Origin of the sequence: Anabaenopsis tanganyikae CS-531 (assembly GCF_029891675.1) — a bacterium.
Classification (GTDB): Bacteria; Cyanobacteriota; Cyanobacteriia; order Cyanobacteriales; family Nostocaceae; genus Anabaenopsis; species Anabaenopsis arnoldii.
Map to the genome: position 1 here is coordinate 1 of NZ_JANQDF010000048.1, position 23988 is coordinate 23988.

22 protein-coding genes are annotated in these 23988 nt (G+C 41.2%); 8 read left to right on the forward strand and 14 right to left on the reverse strand.

What is annotated here, in order from left to right; translation table 11 throughout:
- Positions 1 to 141 (reverse strand): helix-turn-helix domain-containing protein (locus tag NWP22_RS05250; RefSeq protein ID WP_280801601.1); only part of this gene is annotated, 141 nt, incomplete at its 3' end.
- Positions 101 to 691: an IS607 family transposase gene (locus NWP22_RS05255; RefSeq protein ID WP_280801599.1), complete on the reverse strand. Its 591-nt coding sequence runs from the start codon at positions 689 to 691 to the stop codon at positions 101 to 103. The genes NWP22_RS05255 and NWP22_RS05250, both read right to left, overlap by 41 nt.
- A gap of 756 nt (positions 692 to 1447) precedes the next feature.
- On the opposite strand from NWP22_RS05255, the gene NWP22_RS05260 reads away from it, so the two are divergent.
- Positions 1448 to 2608 (forward strand): AI-2E family transporter, encoded by a 1161-nt coding sequence (locus tag NWP22_RS05260; protein WP_271731651.1) that lies wholly within the window; start codon positions 1448 to 1450, stop codon positions 2606 to 2608.
- Positions 2609 to 2630: 22 nt separating this feature from the next.
- Here the strand turns inward: NWP22_RS05260 and NWP22_RS05265 are convergent, their stop codons facing one another.
- From NWP22_RS05265 to pedR, 4 genes are all read right to left on the reverse strand, one after another.
- A complete protein-coding gene (locus NWP22_RS05265) occupies positions 2631 to 3959 on the reverse strand; it encodes a serpin family protein (protein WP_271731652.1) in 1329 nt (442 codons plus the stop codon).
- 251 nt (positions 3960 to 4210) lie between these two features.
- Complete coding sequence (locus tag NWP22_RS05270) at positions 4211 to 5206, reverse strand: glycosyltransferase (protein WP_271731653.1); 996 nt, start codon at positions 5204 to 5206, stop codon at positions 4211 to 4213.
- A gap of 10 nt (positions 5207 to 5216) precedes the next feature.
- Complete coding sequence (locus tag NWP22_RS05275) at positions 5217 to 5852, reverse strand: DUF6391 domain-containing protein (protein WP_271731654.1); 636 nt, start codon at positions 5850 to 5852, stop codon at positions 5217 to 5219.
- A 169-nt stretch (positions 5853 to 6021) separates the two neighbouring features.
- Entirely contained in the window at positions 6022 to 6285 is a 264-nt protein-coding gene (pedR, locus tag NWP22_RS05280) for a photosynthetic electron transport-dependent transcriptional regulator PedR (RefSeq protein ID WP_271731655.1), read from the reverse strand.
- Between the two features lie 400 nt (positions 6286 to 6685).
- Between pedR and NWP22_RS05285 the strand changes: the two genes are divergently transcribed.
- Positions 6686 to 7663 carry a carbohydrate kinase family protein gene (locus tag NWP22_RS05285; protein WP_271731656.1) on the forward strand — a complete coding sequence of 326 codons (978 nt, stop codon included), beginning with the start codon at positions 6686 to 6688 and terminating at the stop codon, positions 7661 to 7663.
- Here NWP22_RS05285 and NWP22_RS05290 read toward each other — a convergent pair.
- From NWP22_RS05290 to sfsA, 4 genes are read right to left on the reverse strand one after another with little or no spacing between them, the layout of a single operon-like run.
- The gene (locus NWP22_RS05290; RefSeq protein ID WP_271731657.1) at positions 7660 to 8421 is read right to left on the reverse strand and encodes an HIRAN domain-containing protein; all 762 of its coding nucleotides are present in this window, start codon (positions 8419 to 8421) and stop codon (positions 7660 to 7662) included. The genes NWP22_RS05285 and NWP22_RS05290 overlap by 4 nt on opposite strands.
- Positions 8422 to 8423: 2 nt before the next feature.
- Complete coding sequence (locus NWP22_RS05295; protein WP_271731658.1) at positions 8424 to 9320, reverse strand: HipA-like protein; 897 nt, start codon at positions 9318 to 9320, stop codon at positions 8424 to 8426.
- A gap of 12 nt (positions 9321 to 9332) precedes the next feature.
- Entirely contained in the window at positions 9333 to 9818 is a 486-nt protein-coding gene (locus NWP22_RS05300; RefSeq protein WP_271731659.1) for a gluconokinase, read from the reverse strand.
- A gap of 30 nt (positions 9819 to 9848) precedes the next feature.
- On the reverse strand, positions 9849 to 10574 hold the full coding sequence (sfsA, locus tag NWP22_RS05305) for a DNA/RNA nuclease SfsA (protein ID WP_271731661.1): 726 nt from the start codon (positions 10572 to 10574) through the stop codon (positions 9849 to 9851).
- Positions 10575 to 10689: 115 nt separating this feature from the next.
- Between sfsA and NWP22_RS05310 the strand changes: the two genes are divergently transcribed.
- On the forward strand, positions 10690 to 11973 hold the full coding sequence (locus tag NWP22_RS05310; protein ID WP_271731662.1) for a tetratricopeptide repeat protein: 1284 nt from the start codon (positions 10690 to 10692) through the stop codon (positions 11971 to 11973).
- 29 nt (positions 11974 to 12002) lie between these two features.
- Here NWP22_RS05310 and mutS read toward each other — a convergent pair whose 3' ends face one another.
- Positions 12003 to 14582: a DNA mismatch repair protein MutS gene (mutS, locus tag NWP22_RS05315; protein ID WP_271731663.1), complete on the reverse strand. Its 2580-nt coding sequence runs from the start codon at positions 14580 to 14582 to the stop codon at positions 12003 to 12005.
- A gap of 173 nt (positions 14583 to 14755) precedes the next feature.
- Positions 14756 to 16366 carry an alkaline phosphatase D family protein gene (locus tag NWP22_RS05320; protein ID WP_417006593.1) on the reverse strand — a complete coding sequence of 537 codons (1611 nt, stop codon included), beginning with the start codon at positions 16364 to 16366 and terminating at the stop codon, positions 14756 to 14758.
- Between the two features lie 165 nt (positions 16367 to 16531).
- Between NWP22_RS05320 and NWP22_RS05325 the strand changes: the two genes are divergently transcribed.
- Positions 16532 to 16774, forward strand: coding sequence for a hypothetical protein (locus tag NWP22_RS05325; protein WP_271731664.1), 243 nt, complete (start codon positions 16532 to 16534; stop codon positions 16772 to 16774).
- Between the two features lie 30 nt (positions 16775 to 16804).
- Here the strand turns inward: NWP22_RS05325 and NWP22_RS05330 are convergent, their stop codons facing one another.
- Positions 16805 to 18439: a fasciclin domain-containing protein gene (locus NWP22_RS05330; RefSeq protein ID WP_271731665.1), complete on the reverse strand. Its 1635-nt coding sequence runs from the start codon at positions 18437 to 18439 to the stop codon at positions 16805 to 16807.
- A 741-nt stretch (positions 18440 to 19180) separates the two neighbouring features.
- Here NWP22_RS05330 and NWP22_RS05335 point away from each other — a divergent pair.
- The 4 genes from NWP22_RS05335 (at position 19181) to NWP22_RS05350 (ending at position 23114) form a co-directional block, all read left to right on the forward strand.
- Positions 19181 to 19954: an MlaE family ABC transporter permease gene (locus tag NWP22_RS05335; RefSeq protein WP_271731667.1), complete on the forward strand. Its 774-nt coding sequence runs from the start codon at positions 19181 to 19183 to the stop codon at positions 19952 to 19954.
- Between the two features lie 294 nt (positions 19955 to 20248).
- Positions 20249 to 20977, forward strand: a complete 729-nt coding sequence (locus NWP22_RS05340) for a hypothetical protein (protein ID WP_280801600.1) — start codon at positions 20249 to 20251, stop codon at positions 20975 to 20977.
- A gap of 78 nt (positions 20978 to 21055) precedes the next feature.
- A complete protein-coding gene (locus NWP22_RS05345; protein ID WP_271731669.1) occupies positions 21056 to 21823 on the forward strand; it encodes a DUF1350 family protein in 768 nt (255 codons plus the stop codon).
- A gap of 154 nt (positions 21824 to 21977) precedes the next feature.
- Complete coding sequence (locus NWP22_RS05350) at positions 21978 to 23114, forward strand: PP2C family protein-serine/threonine phosphatase (protein ID WP_271731670.1); 1137 nt, start codon at positions 21978 to 21980, stop codon at positions 23112 to 23114.
- On the opposite strand, the gene NWP22_RS05355 is transcribed toward NWP22_RS05350, so the two are convergent.
- Positions 23115 to 23441, reverse strand: a complete 327-nt coding sequence (locus NWP22_RS05355) for an STAS domain-containing protein (RefSeq protein WP_271731671.1) — start codon at positions 23439 to 23441, stop codon at positions 23115 to 23117.
- Positions 23442 to 23988: the final 547 nt, after the last annotated feature.

Consider the following 23988-nt stretch of genomic DNA (forward strand, 5'->3'; position numbering starts at 1 on the left):
TATGTCAGTCTTAATCGCTTTCCAGTTAGCCTTAATGCTAGAGTCTTGCAGCAGTTTGACGGTGGTGTTGTAAACAAACCTGGACACACCAAACCACTGCTTAACAATCCGCCTCTGCTCGGTTGTGAGGAAGATCCGGATCTTCCTTGATTTTTTTACTGTACTTCCTGAGTCCGTGCATCCGACAAGAGAAGACGTGGAGGATGGAGAGAAGATCCGAGGTAAGTTCTGATTCTGGGCAATGTACAGTGTTGTCGAGAACCAGGATTCGTCCACCGTTTTGCTCGACCATGTACTCAATAAGCTCGAATCCAAACCTTGCGAGTCGGTCACGACAGGTAACAACAAGCGTGAGTTTATCTCCGAGCAGAAGTCTGTCCAGTAAGGTTTGCAGTCCTTTTCTTTTAAAGTTGATTCCACTGCCGATATCTTTGATGATTTCGGCATCTGGGTAGAGTGATTGCATATAGGCAAGTCTACCAAGGTCGTCTCGTTGCTTGGTTGAACTAACTCGGCAGTAGCAGACAAAGGAGGTTCTAGTTGCACCACGGAGGTAGGATTCGACATGAAAAAGTCTTTGTCCTGCTTCGTTTTTGATGCTTTCGATCTTGCCATTGTCTGCGTACTTCCTTAAAGTGTTTGGGTGCAGTCCCAGTTGTTTGACTGCTTCTCGTAGTGGTACATAAGCCATACTACTATCTTAGCATTTGTAAGCATATGTAATCTATTGTTAGCAAATGACTAGCTATTGGCTAGCCTTACCCAAAGACTAAACAAATAGTTTAGGAATGTGTCCGAACCCGGAGAGCATTCTCAATGGAATTAGTACCGCAAAGCACAAGTCAAAAGTTCAGAGGTTTTTATTTTAGGACTTTCGACTTTTTTTAAATGGTATACCTATTTACGCTGTGCTGAACTAATTCAACAGGTAAGATTTGCTTCTTAGCCCCTCAGTTCCGTGAGGGTTGAATTATTGACATAACTTAACGTTTAATTAACCGTACTAACTTGTGATGGTTGTGTTAACCATCACACTTATAGGATTTCTCATTTTTTGGTGGCTAATCCGGAGATAATTAATTGAAGTATGACAACAATCAGTTACTTTGACCAGACCTGATCAGAGATCATCTGCAATTGGCGAAAAAATCAGTGAAAATACTCGTCAAATGTGGGCTTCATAGCAGGAATGAAGAGGATTGCTTGCCCAATACTGGGTCAGCAAAACTACTGAACCCTGATTCCCGGTAAAATGTTCGCTGTATGATCTGAACGGTCTTGTAGAGGTAGATGTATATTGATTTTACTGGGAATTCTCAATTGGTTCAAGATTTTCCAGAAGATTGAGTCTGATCCTAAAGTAGAGAGATGAAATGCGATGATGTAGTTAGAGATAATAAGCTATAGAAAAAGATTTGATTTAGTTCTATCCCGCAATCGGCTAAAGATGCAGACACGCAAGCTACTCAACTGGTGGCAGACATTTACACCTATAACGCGCCTGGGGGCGATCGCGTTATGCGCCCCACTTTTGGTTCTCAATGGTTGGGCGATTTCGGCAATTTTCCATTATTTCCACTCCCTCATCGTGATTTTGGTGGGAGCCTCAGTACTAGCATTTCTGCTCAACTATCCCGTGAGCTGGATGGAGAGTCAAGGTGCTAGGCGAGAACAAGTTGCTGTTTTAGTTTTTTTGTTAGCCTTATCGGTCTTATTGGCCCTGGGTGTTACCCTGTTTCCCCTAGCTCTCACCCAAGCCCAGCAATTAGTGGCGCGATTACCAGAGTTAATCGACTCTGGACGTTCTCAGTTGATGATGTTAAATGAGAAAGCAGAAACCCTGAATTTACCAATTAATCTTGATGCTCTTGTTGTCCAAATTAACGATCGCGTCAAGAGTCAATTACAACAAATCGCCGGACAAGTGTTAAATCTAGCTGTGGTGACATTCACTAGCCTGCTAGATTTTCTCTTAACCATGGTTTTGACTTTTTATCTTTTGCAGCATGGCGGTGAACTTTGGCAGAGTTTAGTAGAATGGCTACCTACCAAGTTTCGCGAACCTTTCTCTAAAACAGTACGCCTGAGTTTTCAGAACTTTTTTATCACCCAACTGATTTTATCTACCTGTATGGCATCAGCGCTAATTCCCACGTTTTTGTGGCTAAAAGTGCCATTTGGGTTGTTGTTTGGCTTAACTATTGGCATCATGGCTCTTGTGCCCTTTGGTGGTTCGGTGGGGATAGCCCTGACTACTTCCCTAGTAGCCCTGCAAGATTTTTCTATGGGAATCAAGGTGGTGATCGCGGCGGTAATTGTGCAGCAAATTTTAGAGAACTTAATTGCACCCCGTATCTTAGGTAGTTTTACAGGCTTAAACCCAGTGTGGATACTGATTTCTGTGCTTACAGGGGCGAGAGTTGGTGGACTTTTAGGGGTAATTGTGGCAGTACCAACGGCTGTAATTATTAAGACGGCGTTAACCGCCCTGCGTCCCCAGGGTTTAAACGGTGAAATCGAAGAGAAAGCTGCACACGTTCTGACAGAAAAATCACTAACACCTGAAACTAACAATGCTCTGGGTGTTTCGGAACCGACATTACCGTAGTGGTGAGGAGTGTTTTATATGGTTACTGAGGGTCAGTAATGACACCCATAAACAAAATGCTCCCTGTTTGATGATCTCGAATAGCACAGAAAAAGGGACGGTCAACAATCATGCGGAAAGGTTCCGGTTTTTCTCTAAAAGCTCTTGCTACCATTCCTACTGATGTGGCGGCGCTGGCTTCTGTACCTTCTTCGTTGACTTCGACAAATGTTTTATGTTTGACCTGACTAATTTTGACATGATTACCTATACCGGAAAAGTTGGCTTGATTGCTAAAAGCTTCTGACATCCCTAAGGCTTTGAGCGCATCATTGAGTGTTACATCATAATCTGTTTTGAAGCGGGGTAAGCGAATAAATCCATCCCGGTTTCTTAACTGAGAAATCAATTTTTCCCAGTTGTCAAAATTAAAGTTTTCATAAAAGGTTGGGAGGTCAGATTCCTGTTTGGGTAAGAAGATATAAAAGCTGATTTTGCCATCTTCGCCATAAGGTAAACTCACCGCCTGAAACTGGTCGTTTTCATAGTATTTATATTCCCCTGTTTGCGACATCATCGGGTGTTGCTTCTGTTCACCAGATATTAATCTAAAAGGATGTTTGGCAGTTTGTGATTTATCAAACTTACTACTCCATTGCCCTTTAAAATATATGGCATTAATCAGAAACAATACCTGCTCAGGTGGAATTTGCTCGACTATTTTGGTAATTTTTCCCCGGGTACTGTCTTCAACCCACTTATTGATAGTATTGGCAGATGCGCCATCTTCAAAGTCTAATTTTTTGACCGGGGCTTTGTATAAGTCCTGGATACTTTGGATAAAATTCGGCTGCAATGTAGCTTGTTGATTTGCCCATAGTGAGTTAGCAATAGTCAGTTGCACTTGGGGATCAGGATTTTCTAGCAACCCTTTTAATGTGGCGTAGGCCGAGTTAATTTCTGGTAGACTCATGCCCTGTAATTCTAGGGTTTTAGCCATTTCCTGTTGAGTGGAACCACTGGCACCATTATATGCCATGGACAGGGCGATCGCTATACTTGAAGGTGATAGAAAAATGTTATCTTCACTACTGTTTTTTTGCAAAATTTGGGAAAACAGTTTGAAGCCAAATCTATTATTAGCATCTACAAGTTTTTGATCAGAGATTAATATTTTTTTGGGTAAGGGAGTCTCGGAATAATGTAGATCAGATTGGGTGAGGGAATTTGTACTACCACTTACTTGAGAACAACCCAAGACACTGAACAGGACAACACTAGCTGCCGCCAAAACGTAACGTCTCCCTAGACTTACACCATAACGTCTTTGTAGGAATGTTGTTGCCACACCACTTAGTTTTTGCCGATTCATTCTGCCACCTAGTTTACCCAACGTTTTTCGCAGTCGATCTAAAATTGAGGCTCAATTATGTTCCGATTGCTTACTATTGCATTTAGAACCATCAAAACTACAGACGGTTACAGTTTTAGTAACAGTCAAGGGAATAGGGAATGGACATCTGCCTTTTTTCATAAAGTCCACAGACGAACACAGATATTAAGTGTATTATTATACGTTTTATCCTAGGTGATTCAAATGATGAGCAGCAATCAATGGCTGAGTTAGAAAAAGTACTTCTGCCTAATTTTTTTGTATATGTTCTTGATCCTTAGTTTGAGTAACCGAGTTTGTGATAAGTCTTTGATATTGGGTGAAAAATTAAGTTTGTTGTCAAAGAATTCGTTTAATTCTTGCAAAATAATTTGAAATCTTCTGATAATATTTTCCCTGCGATATTCGGCAAAAAATTCTTCAGATAATTTGATAGTTTGTGATGATTTCAGGGAATTTATAACGCGTTGCACGTCATACTCTTGGGAGTAGCCGGCGATTTTATAGCAATTAAACCCAGGGTCTAAATAATCTGACAGTCCACCGTTAATACTGGAAAATACCTGACAGCCACAGGCAAGAGCTTCCATGGGTTGTAGTCCAAAGCCTTCACTAACGAACTGTTGGGCCCAATATTCGGCAGAGTCATACAGGTAAATCTTTGTCTGGTTAAATAGACCGGGTAAGTCTTCTACATAAGAGTCAACTAATTTGAGGTTACACTGTTTCTGCAAAGCGGGGATCAATTGTTGCATTAAATACTCAGAAGATTTTCGGGCTTGAACTAAAACATCAATGTCCCGGTCTAAATGTAAATTTTGAAATTCATTACTAATTTGATTGGGCAAATAATAAATTAAAGAATTAGGGGACTTTTGCCCCCAATATCCCATAGTGTTGCGGCTGACTGTGATGATGGGAATACTAGGGGGTAGGCGAAACTTGTAACCGGCACTGTGGGCATGGTAGATAACGTTATATTGCTTGAGTTTTTTGGCTAGCTGGGGTACATCAAATCCCCAGCTAATGACAAAAATAGCCTGATCTAAATTTTTTTGGGTGAGCAGATCATCGATAAACAGTTGGTCTGTTTCTCTTTGGCGATAAGTGACGACATCAGCGTTACAGATTTGCTGGGCTAGCTGAACTGTTTTTAATTCTGCCCAAAGTCCACCACAGGCAAATTTGCCATAAGTACCGGGAACTAAGAAGTAAAGCTTTCTCATGATTAATTGTTTATTCTCGCCAGCTGACTTTGACAAAATGTCCGGGTCTTCCCCAAAGGTCACGAGTCAGAGTAATATTTTCAATTGTGAGGTTAAAGGGGATGGCGGTGGTGAGATAGCGCTGTGCTATGGAACCTAAATCAGGTGCAAGTTCTGCTGCTGTGGTGGCGGCGAGTCCTAAACCGATTAATTGCTCAATGGGTCGCAATGGTAGTAATAGATTAACACCCACAGCTAGGCTGGCTGTCAACAGCATTGCTACTGATGCATTGGTGCCACAACGGGGATGGACGGCTAAATCCCATTCACCATTAATCAGACGATGTAAGCCGAGTGTGACCGCCCGGCGCAAATCACTGATATTCACCTCACCATAAAGGTAAAATCCTTGTTCTGTAGACAACCCGCCTAAGAGTTCGTTGTCTACTTGTACTTTTTTTGGTCTGGTTTGAGCTTCACTCAGAACCCAAACAGTAGCATGTTCTAGGGCGTGAACTTGTCGTAGCAGGATTATTTCTTTTAATCCTGGGATGAATGATAGGTGTCTGAGTAAGTCAGCATCTTGTGTTGGTTGGGGGGCGGTAAAGTCAAAACTAAAAAAATCAAAGGTAGGTGAACCACCTGGAACAGAAGCTGAAGTATGCATCAAAAGACTGCTCTCCTAGCTGATGGAGCAATATAGATTTTTTAAATGTAACCCTTGAGGCTGTGGATTATTGCTAATTTTTGTTGATGAGAATAGGAATTTACGCTGGAGATCCACCTGAATGCAAAGGCGTGAGGAGAATGAAAACTAGTACACACCCAGCAATGGTTTAATCGTTCTGGATAGGTAAAACACAGCAATTAACGTCATGCAAGCAGATTTTACCCCACTGTAAAGCCCATCGGACGAGAGCCACTCGGTTTTCGGTTTGGGTTTTGGTGAGAATATTGCTGATATGGTTATCAACTGTGCGTTTGCTAATCTCCAGTTTGATTGCAATATCTTGGTTAGTTAAGCCAGCGGCCACTAAGTCGATAATTTGCAATTCTCTGTCTGACAGACTAACAGGGGTCTGAGACTCGCCACCAGCCATAAGTTTTTCTATCCTCCCTTGGTATATGTACTTAATCCTCTTTTAATTCTAGAAGATTCTTTTGTTTAGAGGGGTTTTAAGTTATGGCAGTCATGCAATTGACTATATTTTCTTTAGATTTCTCTTTAAGAATCATATGTAACTATTTTAATTTTATTAAAGAGATAGCTATGTAAATTTGCTTATATAAGAGCAGATATGTCTCTGGTTAAATTAGCAAAAATGCCATTTTTTGGAGTCAAGGACTGGAGACAGATTAGTGAAGATTGTTTTATATTTTATACTATAGTTAGCAAATCCTGGCGGTTTTAACCGCTGGCGTGGTCACTGATTTGAGTCAACCTATCCCTGAACTCTCAGGTTGAAAGACGCCGTCGTTTTCCACATACCAGATATTTATATGAGCAATCCCCGTGTTTTGTGCGTTGGTGAAATTTTGTTCGATTGTTTAGCTGACCAGTTGGGGCTCAAGCTAGAAGAAGTTCAGTCCTGGACTCACTACCCAGGGGGTGCGCCGGCTAATGTGGCTTGTGCTTTAGTAAAGTTGGGCACTCCCGCAGGTTTTATTGGCGCTGTTGGTGAAGATGAGCCGGGGAGTCAGCTAGTGAAGCTATTAGCAGAGATCGGTGTCGATACAACAGGGGTACAATCCCATTCTACAGCACCAACGAGGCAAGTTTATGTGGTGCGAGATTTGGGGGGCGATCGCAATTTCGCGGGATTTGGTGAGTATGACACCTCTGAATTTGCCGATACGCGCTTACAAGCTCAACAATTACCAGAGTCGCTGTTTACAGAGGCGGAGTTTTTGGTATTAGGTACCTTAGAATTAGCCTACCCTGAAAGTGAGCGGGCAATTCACCGGGCTTTGGAATTAGCAGGACAATATGACCTGAAGATTATTTTGGATGTTAACTGGCGACCTGTGTTTTGGCAAGATGCCAATGTGGCTCGCCAAAAAATCCAGGATATCTTAAAGCAGGTTGATTTCCTCAAACTCTCTAAGGAAGAGGCAGAATGGCTGTTTAATACCACTGACCCAGGTGCAATTACTTACCGTCTGGCTTCCGTTGAGGGGGTGCTGGTAACAGATGGAGAAAATGGTTGTGCCTATTGTTTGGGTGAAAATGAAGATAGGTTACCTTCTTATCCCATTCAGGTTGTGGATACAACGGGCGCAGGGGATAGTTTTTTGGCTGGATTTATCCACCAATTAAGTCAACATGGTATTCAAGGTTTACAGGATGGCGAAACAGCCAAAAAGGTTGTTGCTTATGCTAATGCTGTGGGGGCCCTGACTACTATTAAACCGGGTGCGATCGCTTCTCAACCCACTGGGGCTGAAGTTGAGGCTTTTCTAGCTTCCCATCCAGTTTAGGAAATATTACCAGCTGGGATATCAGCGATAATGGGCTGATACTCCTGGCCGGAAAATGGACGAAAATTTTCTGGCCATTCCGCGGTGACGTTGCACAATAACCGCAGTTGAAGTGGAGTTGGTGCGGGGTTGACCCGTTCAACGTGTACTTTTACAACTTGTGGATTTTTGTTTGTAAGTTGAAGAATATCATCCACAAGATAACGGGGACAATAACCTACGATGTGATGCTCCCTAGTGCATAAAAGTAACGCCTTTGGATCATAGGGATTTTGAAATTCGTGGGCTAAATATAAAAGTTCCCTAGGTTGTAGTTGATTAATTCTTTCAGTTGCACAAGTGGGAAGATGTCTGAGTCCATGTGCAAAAAAATGAATATGGTATAAATTATTTTGATCTGGTTGTGGAGCGGGGAAAACTTCAAATTTATCTGTTACTTTCCTTCCCCCGCTCCGAGAAAGAATGGTAATGGGGTCATCTTCACCTTCTGGAATATTCAGCCATTCAATATAATTTTTATAGTCGGGGCGGGAGCGTCGCATTAATCGGTTAGAAAACAATGGAAACACATCCACTGATGTGTATACTTGATTAAAATCTGGGAAAGAAAGTAATCCAGTAAATCCGCAGTTATTTTTTGCTGTCAATACACCCTTTGTATATAAGAACTCGTACTTTCTACCGTCAAAAGTTAAACGTCCAATGGGAAACCAAGCTCTAGTGTGGGTGTCTTGCCAAGCTAAAAATAATGTTTTCATATTCAGGTGTCTAGGAGTTGTACCAGTCTTTTGTGATTAAATTCCAAGATTGTTTGTGCAAATTCAATTGCTATTGGCGATATGCGATGAGATGGTATGCGACCAAAGAGCATTGACGTATCATGACTGGACACCCTTGCTAATTTTTCTAACCATAACCCAGCAGCTTTTGGATAAAGTTGTTGGACTTGATAAAAAGCATCAAAAGTTCTGAGGGGTTTTTGCCCTCCATTACTAGGGTAAATCAAAGATGTACACTTTTCGGCATAATCTACCACAGAAGATTTATTTTTCAGCTTCAAGTGTCTTTTTCCATCAGACATTTCCCTACCCAAGCTAGAAGCATGGTCATAACTTGGTGCTAAGTGCATCTTATCGCCTAAATTTATGTATGCCCAGTTTTCGTGATGTCTGTCTGTATTTCCTATCCAAGCATCTAAGAGTAAATATCCCACGAAAACCTCCATGGCAAGGTTAATTCCTGCTGGTAGTACCCAGTGAATCGGTGAATTTACGGAACCACTTTGAAGAGCATGGGATATATTATGAATTGTGTGTTGAGATAAGTCTCGGCAATTTTGTGGATATCCAGGTACTATTGGCGCTAGAATCTCATTTCCTAAGGTAAGAATTCCAGCTTCCGGCAAAAACGAGGGGCTAATAACGCCATTGTCACCATTGAATGTGGCTAACTCATAAATAGCATGGGGTAAGTCTAGCAAACTGCACAACTCAGATGCTATCTTCTCTGACCAGTCTTCGCCTGTGTTTTGTCTAGTTTTTTTGTAGAGATAATTGAGATTATCATGGCGGTACCAGAATTTTTCTTTGGTTCCTAAATCTTCATCAGCTTCAGGGGCATCGGGTAGGATGTCAATGATGGGAAATGGTTCTTTCATGCTAAAAATGATCTAAAGCCCAATGACTGTTTTCAGGTTCTCGACAATTAATTGGGGTGGCTCAGAAATATCTACACAGATAGCGTCATCAGGCTCTTCTAGGGTATCTAACTGACTGTTGAGGAGTTTTTCGGACATGAAATGATTTTGTCGCCCTAGGAGCCTTTGCTGTAGTAAGTTTAAACTGCCTTGGAGGTAGACTAGTTGCATGCGATCGCTATCTAATAGTAAATATTGGCGATAGTCTGCTTTGAGCGCCGAACAGGCTAAGACTACATTAGTATTTTGTTGTAACCAGACAGCGATCGCTGTTTGCAAGTCTTTTAACCAAGGCTTTCTATCGGTATCATTGAGGGGGATACCCAGGCGCATTTTCTCAATGTTCGCTGTGGAGTGAAAGTTATCCGCGTCTTGAAATTCCCAGTTTAAGGCATCGGCGAGTAGTTTACCAATGGTGCTTTTACCGGAACCGGATACACCCATGATAATAATGATCATTTTTTTTAACGCAAAGGTACGCAAAGTTAGTTAAATGCTGAGTTGTGCTAAACCTAGGTAGCGTACGCCTTCTGGTGAGATGTCAAAACGACAGGGTAATACTTCTAAACCCTGATGTATGGCATGTCTTAGGAGTCTACCATATATGGGGTCTGTTACATCCCCTGGGGCAAATTCTGTACAGTCCCCCCGGTTGATGAAGTACAACATGACTGCTCGGGTTTGGGGGAGGAGTGCTGTTAGTTCGCGTAAGTGTTTTTGTCCTCTGGTGGTTTCGGTGTCGGGAAATATTGCTCGGGTACTTTGCGCCCATGTTGTGTTTTTGACTTCTAAATAAATTGGCGGTTGTGGCTCTTTTCCTGTGAGGTAGAAGTCTACCCGGCTTTTTTTATCTTGTCCATACACTACTTCGCTTTTAATTTGGCTATAATCTCCTAGTTGGGGGAATAGGTGTTTTTCTAAGGCTAGTTTAACTATACGATTGGGTAAGGCTGTGTTTACTCCTACCCAGGTGGGTTCAGTATCATGTACCTGAATTAATTCTAAGGTGTAAGCTAATTTGCGTTTGGGGTTATCACTTTGAGAAAGTTGTACTTTACTCCCGGGGGTGGATACTCCTGTCATTGGCCCTGTGTTGGGACAATGTGCGGTGACTATTTCCCCGGAGTCAAGTTGAATGTCGGCAAAAAAGCGCTTGTAGCGCTTTAGTAGTGTTCCTGAATATAATGGTGGATAGCGGTAAAGCCAGTCAATCATGATCAAATCTGTTTACTGTTAAGTAATATACAATGATTAACTGCTGATGGAATTATGCAACAGGTTGATTTCATATTTAACATATAAGTGGAATGTTTATCTGGTTAGGTGATTTATGAGTAATGAGTTTTATCACCGGGGACTAAAAAGGGCTGAGGAAAAAGACTACTCTGGTGCTATTGAGGAATTTACTAGTTGTTTACAATGGGTCCCTGATTTTGCGGATGGGTTTTTACACCGGGGTCTGGCTTATTATAATTTAGGTGCGATTCATCAAGCAGTTTCTGATTATACTGAATGTATCCGGTTGAATCCTGGGGGTATGGAGGGGTATTATTGTCGGGGATTGGCTAGGGTAGTACTGAAAAACTTACCGGGGTCGCTGGAAGATGTGGATCAGGCGATTCGCCTCAATGTTAATTATGCACCTGCTTATCAATTGCGGGGAACAATACGGCGCAAGCAAGGTTTTATTCAAGATGCGATCGCTAACTTTAAAAAAGCCGCTGAATTATATTTAGCACAAAAAGACACCGCTAGCTGTCGGCTGTGTATGGAAAAAATTAAACAGTTACAACCAAAACCAAAACCAGATGTAAACTCAAGTAATTATACTAAGGCTTATGCCCAAAAAATATTAGACTTATCAATCAACGGATATTTTACCCAGTTATTAGAAAAAGCCGAACAGGGAGATACGACTGAGGCGATCGCTGATTTAAACTGGATATTACAAGCTGACCCCCAAGATGCTCAAGCTTATTGTTGTCGGGGGGTGGTCAGGTGTAAAATGGGCAATTATCGAGAAGCGATCGCTGATTTTAACCAAGCTATACAATTAAACTTCACAGATGCCATAGTTTATCGTAACCGAGGTAAAGCCCGTTCGCTGTTGGGGGACAATCAAGGAGCGATGGCGGATTTTAATCAAGCTTTGAAAATCCAACCCCAAGATGCTTTAATATATGTGGCTAGGGGTAATGCCTATCGATTATCTGGTAATTATCTGGATGCCATTCAAGATTACAACCAAGCATTACAAATTCATCCCCATTATGCACCAGCTTACTACAATCGCGGTATTGCCCATGCTTGCTTAGAAGAAATGCAAAACGCAGTTGCAGATTATCAACAAGCGGCGAGTATTTTTTGTGAACAGGAAGATTGGGACAATTATCATCAAGTATTGGAGAGGTTGCAAAAAGTCCAGACATCTAGACCGGAGTGGAAACAGCAAAACTATGGTTTACTGCGTCAGCGACTGTTGCGACTGGTGGGGGGACATTGGGAAATCGCCCAAAGACTAATTGATGATAAACAGGAATACCTTCCGGGGATGTCTTATGAATGGTATTTACAACAAGTAATTGAGGATATAGAACGGGGACGAGGTAGGTGATGATTCTTAATTTAGAGGTTTTGAGGGGATTATTCCATATTTTGCAACCCCATAGCAATCTTACTGTGTTTCTCAATTTGCCCCATAACTTGTTTCGCCCTTTGAATGACTACATCTGGTAAACCCGCTAAACGTCCAGCTTCAATACCATAGGACTTATCCGCACCTCCGGGCTGAACTTGATGTAAAAAAACGATTTGGTCGGGTAACTCCTTGACGGTGACTTGATAATTAGCCACATTGGGGAGAATACTAGCCAATTCATTTAACTCATGATAGTGAGTGGCAAAAATTGTCCGCGAGCGAATTTCTGTAGCTATATATTCCGCTACGGCCCAAGCAATGGAAAGACCGTCAAAAGTTGCTGTTCCTCGGCCAATTTCATCTAATAATACCAGCGATCGCGCAGTGGCATGATTGAGAATATTGGCGGTTTCATTCATTTCTACCATAAAAGTAGATTGACCTGTGGCTAAATCATCCACTGCACCCACACGGGTAAAAATGCGATCGCATATTCCCAACTTCGCCAGGGTCGCTGGAACAAAACTCCCAATTTGCGCCATTAACTGAATTAACCCCACCTGACGCAAATAACAACTCTTACCGCTTGCATTTGGTCCGGTGAGAATAACTAAATCTGGTTTTTCCTCTAGGTGCTGGGTGGTCTGTTCTCTTCCTAAGTGGGTGGAGTTGGGGACAAAAAACCCTGCGGGTAAAGACTGTTCGACTACGGGATGACGACCATCGACAATCATCATCTCCCGTCCCGAAATCATGTCTGGACGACAATAACCTTGTTGTACAGCTAACTCAGCTAAACCACATAACACATCCGCTGCAGCTACAGCACGGGAAACATTGCGAATTACTTCCGCTTGTTCTCCGACATCTTGGCGCAACTCTACAAAAATCTCATATTCCAACTGGTTTAAATCATCCCGCGCTGTGAGTATGCGCGCTTCCCGTTCCTTCAGGTCTGGGGTGATGTAACGTTCCTCGTTGGTGAGGGTTTGCTTGCGGATATAATTATCGGGTACTTGGTCAGATTTAGAGCGGGGAACACTAATATAATAACCAAAGGTTTTATTAAATCCTACCTTTAAGGTGGGGATTGCGGTTTTTGCTCGTTCGTCAACTTCTAAATTAGCAATCCATTTCTGGTCTGATTCTACGGTGGCTTTTCTCTGGTCCAACTGGGGATTTATCCCCGGACGAATTAAGCCGCCTTCTTTAATATGTATGGGTGGTGATTCTACTATATGGTCGTGTAATTTTTGGGCTATTTCTTCCAAGACATCCGGGACTTTTTGTAAGGCTTTGAGAAAAGGCGATCGCGCATCGGCCACTAGGTGAGATAATTGGGGTAAGCGTGAGAGGGAATCGGCCAAAGCTGCTAAATCCTTAGCGTTAGCTGTTCCCGAAGCTGCTCTACCTGTCAGCCGTTCTAAGTCGTAAATTTGCCGTAACAATTGCCGCAAATCTTGACGCAGGGGTGTATTTTCCATCAATTCTTGGATGGTGTCTTGTCGCGCCCGAATGCCTTTAAGATCAAGTAGTGGTTGCAATAACCACCGCCGCAAAGCCCGCCCCCCCATTGATGTGCTAGTTCTATCCAAGGCCCACAGCAGGGAACCATGAAATGTACCATCCCGGACGGTTTGCGTAATCTCTAGGTTACGGCGGGTTTGATTATCTACAATTAAATAGTCAGTAATAATATAACTGCGTAACTTTTGCAGGGTAACGGGGTTGACTTTTTGCATATCTTCCACATACTCTAGCAGACCCCCAGCGGCTCGTACTGCTAAAGGAAGATGATCACAACCGAGTCCTTCGAGCGATCGGATCTTAAATTTCTGCAATAATTTTGATCTAGCTTCACCTTGGGTAAAGGGAGCCTGCGATCGCAGGCTATAACAAAATGATGGTGGTAAACATTGGGGAAGATGAGGCGAAGTTTCTCCGGGACGCAACAAGCTCCCTAAATCCGGGGCGTTAGTGGGAACCACCACCTCTGAGGGTTGCAACCGCATTAGTTCCTGGGTTAGGTGTTCTAAATCACTCCCCTGAGTTGTGAGGAATTCCCCGGTGGAAATATCTGCATAAGCTAAACCCCAATGATTTACGGCAATTACTACAGCGGCTAAGTAATTATTGCGACGCGTATTTAACATTCCCTCTTCTAGCAAAGTCCCCGGTGTGAGGATACGGGTGACTTCACGCTTGACCAGACCCACTGCTTCCGATGCGTCTTCTACTTGGTCGCAAATTACCACCGCATAGCCTTTTTCTACTAACTGGGTGGTGTAGCGTTCCCAGGCGTGATGCGGTACACCAGTCATGGCTACGCGACCAACTTCGCCACCGTGTTTACTCGTCAGTACCAGTTCCAATTCTCTGGAGACTGTTACAGCGTCTTGGAAGAAAGTTTCAAAAAAATCTCCTACCCGATACAGCAGCAAAGCATGAGGATATTTATCCTTCATTTCTACATAGTGCTGGTACATCTTACTCAGCTTACTGCGGTCTGCTAATTGAGTATCAATCAGAGGCGCTGCAGGGTTATGGGGTTCCGTTAGTTGAGTGTCAGAATCAGAAGCAGTCATAGATGGTAGGTTATGCACGGACATTCCACAATATTTGATGATAACCTGATGTGGAGTTTAAGAGGCGATGGCTCAAACTTTTGTGATGTTTTCTGGCTATCTCAGCTGCACAAAAAGCCAGTAGACAGAATAATTCTATCTTACTGGCTCAATTAAGCTCAGGTTTCCAAAACTTACGCTTCTGGTGGTAAGTCCTGGCTATAAATAATTTCCCCTGCTAAATTACGCAGTGATACTGTCATCACTTTAGTATTAGCATCAATTTTCACTCCACCAAAGAATTGTAAACCTTCAGTGGGGGGTCGATTTGGACGCATACCTGGAGGATTGCTTTGAAATATCAATTGTGGACCAAAGGTATTGTCTAATTGTCCCGGTCCGAATGTCCCAGAATTGAGAGGTCCGGCGACAAACTCCCAAAAAGGCTTAAAGTCTTGAAATACTGCCCGATTGGGGTCATAATAGTGGGCTGCGGCATAATGTACGTCAGCAGTTATCCAAACAACATTTTTAATGTTTCTGCGTTTGATAAATCGCAGTAATTCAACCAACTCTAATTCCCTTCCAGAGGCTTTACCATTATCTGCGTTAGCCCAAGCCTCAAAAGCAGTAGGACCGTCTCGCACTATTAGCCCTAAAGGCATATCACTGGAAATTACTTTCCATGTAGCTTTTGATTTAAGTAGTTGCACCTTCAACCATTGCAGTTGTGATTGGCCCAGCATATCTGTTTCTGGACTTTTTGCTGGCTGAACATTCCCGGTATTTGGTCCACGATAAGTCCGCTCGTCTATCGTGAAAATGTCAAGTAATGGACCATATTGGAAAGAACGATAAATTTCTGACCGGTCAGCACCATATCTTGACTTATATTTCATGGGCATATACTCAAAAAATGCTTGTCTTGCCCTTTGTACTAGCAAGTCAACATCCTTAACAGTATAGCGATCATCAGTCAAAAATTCCCCAGGATACCAGTTGTTTACAGCTTCGTGATCATCCCATTGGGCTAACATCGGTACTTGGGCGTTAAAACGCTTCACATTTTCATCTAGCAAGTTGTATTGAAAATTACCACGAAATTCTTGTAGGGTTTCTGCTACCTTTGACTTTTCTTCTGTGACGATGTTCCGCCAAATACTACCATCATCTAGTGTTCTTTCTGCTACAAGTGGGTTATCGGCGTAAATCGTATCCCCGCAATGGATGAAAAAGTCAGGATTTAATTGACGCATTTGTTCATAAATTGTCATCCCACCCAAATCGGGATTAATCCCCCAGCCTTGACCGGCGGTATCTCCACCCCAGACAAAGAAAATATCTCTTCCGGTTCTGGAAGGAGTGCGAAATGTACCGCTGACAGGTTCACTTTGGATGCGTGGATTGTCTAAGTCTTGGAAAATTACCCGGTAAAATATTTGCTGGTCTGGGGGTAAGTTCTTGAGAACATATCTGGCTGTAAAATCCTGTTCCTGTGAAGTACGTTCACCAAAAACACGTCCTAGTCTGTTAAAGGATTCACTGGTAGAGTATTCAATCACCATTCGTGCAGGGCGATCGCTCCGACTCCAAATCACAATACTATTACCACTTATATCCCCAGTAGCAACACCATAGGGTATGGTAGGACGCATACTTTCAGATGTAATAATTCCGGGAGCTTGTCCAAATACTTGTGAATTTGATACAATATTTGTGGTGATAATACTACCTGCTGTTACAGCAGAACTAAGTAAAAACTGCCGACGATTTAATCTTAATGGGTTATGAGATTTTATGCTCATGAATAGCCCCCTCAAGCAAAGTATTACAAAATAGTTAACTACTAAATTTTGTAATGCCAATAAGTAAAGCTTGAGTTATCCAAAGGTTAATTAAAACTAGTTTTTTAGATTAATTTGGCAAAAACCTCACCCTAGGTTCTGGAGAGATTTCTGCTTAGTTAGGAGATGGAAAGCATTGCTCACAGGAGAAAGATGGAAGTAGATAAAACCAAAATCATATCACCGGTAAACTTGGAATCACAAGCAGATGCGGAACTAGAACAGAAGCTGCGGGAACTCAAGTTTAGACAAGAACTTAGAAAAGATTGGATTTTATTTATTGTCAGGGATGTTGTTATTTTTTCTGGGGCGATCGCCTTTGTGTTTGCTATCTGTGGCTATTCTCTGTTCATTCTGATTAATAGGTAAGATGAACTACCATCATCCCCAGGGTCACCATTAAAAATTATAGCCAATCCCCAGGAGCAAACCCACATCAGTACGATCTAAAAATGCTGCATTTGCAGTACCGGTGACAGTAAAGCGATCGCCTATAGGCACATCCACACCACCAGTTAATAATAAACCAACGTCAGAACCGCTTCCAGTTTCAAAAGCTACCCCAGCCCCTAAAAAAGGAGATATTGATATTTGTTCTCCATTTAGGGGATCTGCGAAACGGGGAGCAAAATCTAAAGTTACGGGAACCAAAAACAGTGTATCGCCCCCAAATATCACCGCTGGTCGCACGGAGATAGTATTAGTCAGCCCAATTTTGCTGATTATTCCATAGTTACTTTCACTGAGAGTTGAATTACCACCTATACCAATGTTACCAGCAACCCCAATATAACTAGACCCTCCACGAGTACCTGTACCTGGTTCCATAGCAACAGTAGTTGCTGCTGGTGGCGATTGACTGACTCCCAGGTTAGGTGGTATGAGTACCTTATTAATTACATGAATGACACCATTACTCGCTTGTACGTTGGGCTGGATAACATCCGCATCATTGACCGCAATTTGATTAGTAGCTCTATCTACCTGAATATTTACAGGTACATCCTCAAAGGTGATTAATTCTCCGGATGAGAGTTGATTAGCGGTTACTTCCCCAGGAACCACATGATATCTCAAAATCTCAATCAATAAGTCTCTATTCTCCGGTTGCTGCAACTCTTCTAGAGTCCCAGCTGGTAAAGCTGCAAATGCCTGATCCGTGGGAGCAAACACTGTATAGGGTCCGGGTTGCTGTAGAATACCTGCTAAATTTGCTGTTTGCAATAAAGAAGTCAAGCTTGTAAAAGTGTCACTCGATGCGGCAATAGAAACAATATCTTGACTTTGAGTTTGTTCCGTAGCCCCAACTATATACTTAGTGGCTACAAGGTTGCTAGCTAGGGGTTGCATTTGTCCCTGTCTGACTAAAGCTTGATATAAAATCGCCGACGCTTCAGCACGAGTTAAAGGATCTAGCGGGTTAAGTAGCTTAACATTGGGATAATTAACAACAATACTAGCCTCCGTAGCTGCTGCAACATTATCTAGTGCATAGCTGGGGATTGCTGACGCATCTGTGTAGTAAGTATTGACTACGGCTAATGGATTCTCTCTAGTTTGTAAACCTAAACCATTTGTTAAAGCAACTATGGCCTCAACTTTGCGAATTTGCTGATTTGGCAGAAATAAGTTTCCTGGATAACCTGACATAAATCCGGTTTCGTAGGCTTCCTGAATTGCAGAACCCGCCCAGAAGTTCCCAGGAACATCTGCAAAACCATCTGCACTTATTTGCCGAATTTGGTCTTGATTAAAAGCTTTTTGAATCATTGCTGCAAATTCAGCCCGACTCACTGGTTCATTTGGCCTAAAAGTACCATCTGGAAAACCAGATATAATGTTTCTTTGCGCTAAAGCTTGAATAAATGGACTGGCCCAATACTGTGCACTAACATCAGACAAGTTAGCTGCTAAAGCAGGGGAGGGAGTCACACTGGTTTGAGCGGAAACTATCATGGGATTGATTGTAGCCAGTATGACTCCCAAGGACAACAAAGTTGTACCTGCTGATGACCAACGCCAGAAACTAATCATGAAAATATCCTCCAAGAAAAAGTTGAAAATTATTTTATGTAGATTCCTAGTAGACACAGGAATGTTTGGCTGATGTCAATATCTAAAGTACCAATGCCAACCTGAATGATTGAGAGTTATAACTTTTGAGGACATGATCATTTTCTCCTCACCCTGATTAATTTATCTATGACTTGATAGCGGAGTCTTACCATAATACTGGGCATTTAATCGCCACTTTGCCAAAATTCTCGCCAAATGTCTCAATAGTATGGAAATAAATTATTGGACATAATGAATGTTCTCAGATTTAATTGAATTACACAACTAGCTTAAGGTGAAACTATTATTTTTTTTCTCTTCCTTTAGATAGTTGAGGACAATCGAATACCTATTGATTAGGATGAATATATACAACTTAAGTATTTTTATCGACTGCAATTGCATCTAAATTATTACTCAGGAGTGATCATGCTTTTAGATGCTGATTATCATCACTAAAAATCTCATATCTACCACAGATAAACACAGATGTTTTCCTACTTTATGGGACGGGGAATGCAATAATGTAATATGCTTAATCTCTTTGTGTCATTAATTACACAAATTCATGGCTGATATAGGGGCATAATATTTTGATACAAGACATAATTGGCGATAAACTAATGACAGGCAAGACTCAATTTAGATAGGTACTAAATTCCCTCCCATTTGTATCACTTGCTTATATGGGGACAAAAAAACTCAGTCTGAAGGGCGGTAATGCAAACTAAAAAAAAATTAGATCAATTATGGATAGTACGCTGCTTTGCCGCAGTTCTACTCTTTGGTCAGGTACTCCTGCATTTACTTCAAGGAAAAACTTACTACCGCAAAATTTTGCAACACATGGTGACCGCAGGGCCTGCTTCGGTGTTTCCAGTTGTCCTTGTTAGTGGTTTTGCTGGTATGATTTTTACTATTCAAACTGCTCGAGAATTAGTGAGATTTGGTGCCTTAGATGCTGTGGGGGGGGCTTTCGCTTTGGCTTTTTGCCGAGAATTAGCGCCTCTTTTGACAGCTAGTATTATTGCTGGACAAGTAGGTTCTGCTTTTGCAGCGGAAATAGGTGCTATGCGAGTTACAGAGCAAATTGATGCACTTTATATGCTCAAAACAAATCCTATTGATTACTTGGTGCTTCCTAGAGTAGTGGCTTGCATTTTGATGATGCCCATTATGATGGTTTTTGCTTTAGTTGTAGGCATCACTGGTGGGGTTTTTGCAGCATCCCAATTTTATCATGTTGACCCTGAAGCATTTTTAGAATCTGTCAGAACTTTTTTAGAACCATCAGATTTACTTATAGTTTTAGTGAAGGGGCTGATTTTTGGTGCTATAGTCGCTATCAATGGTTGCAGTTGGGGACTAACTACTAAGGGAGGAGCAAAAGAAGTTGGAGAGTCGGCAACAACCGCAGTGGTCACTACTTGGGTGTTAATTTTTATGATGGACTTTTTCCTCTCTTTGTTGATGTTTCATGAGCCTACAATTTAATTGGAGTTGAAAATTAGATGAGCACTAGCTCATTTTTAATCTGTATCAAATTTAACGTATATGTATTTGAATGCTAGTATTTCTCTCAATTAAAATAATCATAAAAATTACTATTTAACGAGCCATCAATAAATTTGATTGCTATATTGTACTAAATAAGCATTGCATCAGGAAAGTACAGAACCTCATCCCCTGTCCCCCTCTTGCTTAAAGAAGACTGGGTGAGGTGGAAAATTTTCCTTTGCTGGTTATTTAATTCACATTCCTAAGTAATCTGGTGAGGATACGGAATTGGTGCGTAATGATTTACATGGCTTAGATATTAGTCATACAGAATTGCAAAATTTGACTAATTTACCTGTTAAACAGCAATTAATTATTATTACCCAACCTTTAAGAACAATTGCTAAAAGCATTACAGATAAACTTAGGGGTTCCGAGGGAGCTACTGTAGTTTTTATTAGTTCTTCTATATTTGTTTTTAGTTATTTGCTCTTTGATATCCTGATTAAGCTGTTTGCTACTTGGATCACAATTCCATCTTGGTTACTGTTAATAATATTGTGTTCTTGGGGTGGATGTGTCACACAGATTGTTTTCTATTTATTATGGCGGAGAAAAATTAAAATACTTAATCACAATATGACGAATTCTTTAGAAATACTTTTAAATGATGTTGATAGGTATAATGCTGTTATCAAAGCCATAGATATCAATGATCAAATAGAAGCAGCTGGTAATCCAGGAGTGGTTATTAGAGAAAGGGAAAAAGTTATCGCCGCCTTGAAGCTCACAAGAAATGATTTAATTCGGGCTTTGAAGACAGAGAGAATTTTAAGAGAAAATCAGAATTTTATTCTCAGAAATACAGAGTTATTTACTAATAATTTGGCGACTTTAACCGCAATGCAAGTTACAGAAGAAGCGACCGAGCATGGTAGGTTACTCAATGAAGCATTGCAAATTGCTTTAGATGTGCAACTGGAAATGAAAAGGCTGCAAAACCTGACCTCACACTCATGAATCTTGCTATGAAACTCCCCAGGACTGCAATCGACAGTCTAACATAAAGAGGTGTGAATTTAGCGATCGCCTATAGGTATGGACTGGAAAGAAATTAGAGGTAACTGGGTACTCATTCCCCCAAAGCCCATTGGTATCATCCATTTTCTCGGAGGTGCATTTGTGGCCACCGCACCCCATCTGACTTATCGCTGGTTACTAGAACATCTGGCTAATCAAGGATATGTGATTATTGCTACACCATTTATCAATACTTTAGATCATATTGCGATCGCCAAAACCGTACTACTGAACTTTGAACGCACCCTAGAAAGATTACACGACTCTGGCTCCCTACGCCAGCTTTATCTGCCTACTTACGGGTTAGGGCACAGTATGGGTTGTAAACTTCACTTACTCATTGGCAGTTTGCTACCTGTAGAACGTGCTGGAAATATTTTAATTTCCTTCAATAACTACGCCGCCAAAGAGGCCATCCCCTTAGTAGAGCAATTTAATTCTACTTTGCCCATTGAGTTTACGCCCTCACCAGTGGAAACCGACACAATTGTAAGACAGAGCTACAATATCCGCCGTAATTTATTAATAAAATTTAGCAACGATACCATTGATCAATCAGCAGGTTTAAGTCAAATCTTACTAGACCGCTTCTCCCACATGGTGACAAAACAAACCTTACCAGGTACTCACACCACACCTTTAGGTCAAGATATCAAATGGCAAACAGGAGGGTCATTTACTCCTTGGGATGCTTTAGGACAATGGTTTAAACAAGAAATTTACCGAGATTTAAACCAGCTAAAACGCGCCATTCTCTTATGGTTAAACCCATTATCACCCCCATAACATTTGAAAAAACCGAGTATATAAAAATTATCGGTGTTTATCTGTGTGCATCTGAGGTCAATTAATTCCTTCTTGATATCTTCCCACGAGGAGAAAACCCTGGGAGTATTGGCAAAATACCAAACCATGATCAAATTTCCAATTAGCATTATCCATGTTTCAAATCCTCGTAATTGATGATGATATTTCTATACAAATATTCCTGAAGAGGATGTTAGAAAAACAAGGCTATAAAGTAATTACTGCTAGTAATGGAGAAGAGGGAATAGCCAAGGCTATAGCTTACCATCCAGCCCTGGTTATTTGTGATTGGATTATGCCAGGACTCAATGGGTTAGAAGTCTGTAAGCGCATGAAGACAGACCCCAGCTTATGCACCACTTTCTTTATTTTTTTAACATCTTTAGATTCCATTGCTGATCGTGTCAAGGGACTAGATGCTGGCGCTGATGATTTTATCTCCAAGCCCATTGAGCAAAATGAATTAAAAGCAAGAGTCAGAGCCGGATTGCGCTTGCATCAGTTAAGTCAGGATTTACATACTCAAAAGCTACTTTTAGAAACTGAATTAGCACAAGCAGCAGAATATGTGCGATCGCTGCTACCACTACCAGTCATGGAACCTCTAAAAATCGACTCGCGATTCATTCCTTCCCGACAACTTGGCGGCGATTGTTTCGATTACTACTGGCTAGATGCTGATTATCTAGCTATATACCTTCTAGATACGGCTGGACATGGACTAAAAGCTGCTCTCCCCTCAATTTCCGTCCTCAATCTGTTACGTTCCCGCGCCTTAAAAGGTTTGAATTACTATCAACCGAGCGCTGTACTCAAGGCTTTAAATCAAACCTTCCAGATGAATTACCAAAATGACAAATATTTTACTATTTGGTATGGAGTTTATAACCGAGTTAAGCGGGAGTTAATTTATGCAAGCGCTGGTCATCCCCCTGCAATATTAGTATCAGGTACATCTGCCAAAAACACCGAATTTAAATTACTAAGAACTCCGGGAATGCCTGTTGGGATGTTTCCAGAGGCAAAATATGTTGACGCCTTTTGCAATATTGATAAATTTAGTAATCTCTATATTTTCAGTGATGGTGCTTATGAAATCACAAAATCAGATGGCACACTTTGGAGTTTAGATGCTTTTATTCAAATACTTGTTAGCTTACAACACACCATTGAAGTCAAACTCGATCAAGTATTGAATTATCTCATTGCTTTGAACTCCAAAGATGCTTTTGATGATGATTTATCAGTCCTACAAATTAATTTCGATTAATTATTTTGGGGAGAGTACAACTTGATTAAAGTCATCTTCATTTAAAAATATCTCAAACACTTTATCCATACCTGTTAATTCAAATAATATTCTGACTTGTTCATTGATAGAACACAGAACTAGTTTGGTATTTGCTGCCCGTAATGTTTTGAATGCTAATACTAAAGCGCCCAAGGCAGAACTATCCATAAACTTGACATCTTGACAATCGACTAAAACTATTTTAGCACCACTTTCTACAAGGCAGATCAGGTCTTCTCGTAGTTGTTGTGAGTTGGTGGTGTTGATAATTCCACTGAGCTTCAGGACTTTGACTTGTTCATTCATAATACTTATGACCAGATTGTTTTAAGAAGATGTCATGATTTTGTTAGTATTATATACCAAGATGGAGTTTTTGAGAAAACTAGCAACATCAAACAGGCACTAAATTACTAGTGGTATATCATAAATACTTGCTGATTAATAAAAAAGTATCCAGTATTTCATTTAACAGAAATTACATATATAGAAATCAGGTTTGGTTTCTGAATTGATTTGTGTAGGTAGGGAACAGGGAACAGGTAAGAAGAATTGCTGTGTGTACTGAGTCTTGTTCAAAAAATTAAATAGGAGTCCTATAGCCAAAGTTTATAAAAGTTTATATAAGTTAGATGGGTTTCTAAGAGGATGTTTGTCAAGTCATGATTAGTGTATCGAATATTATTTGACCCCTCCCTCTCCTTACAAGGGTAGGTTTTTAATATGATCTGTGAAGGCAAGACCACCGAAGACAAGGAAGGAAAGTGGACAAGGAAGATTTTATCCGGACAATGGTCTTTTAATGGGCTATTTTTCTTACTAAGAATACAGACTTTGTACTGTTTTTCTCCCT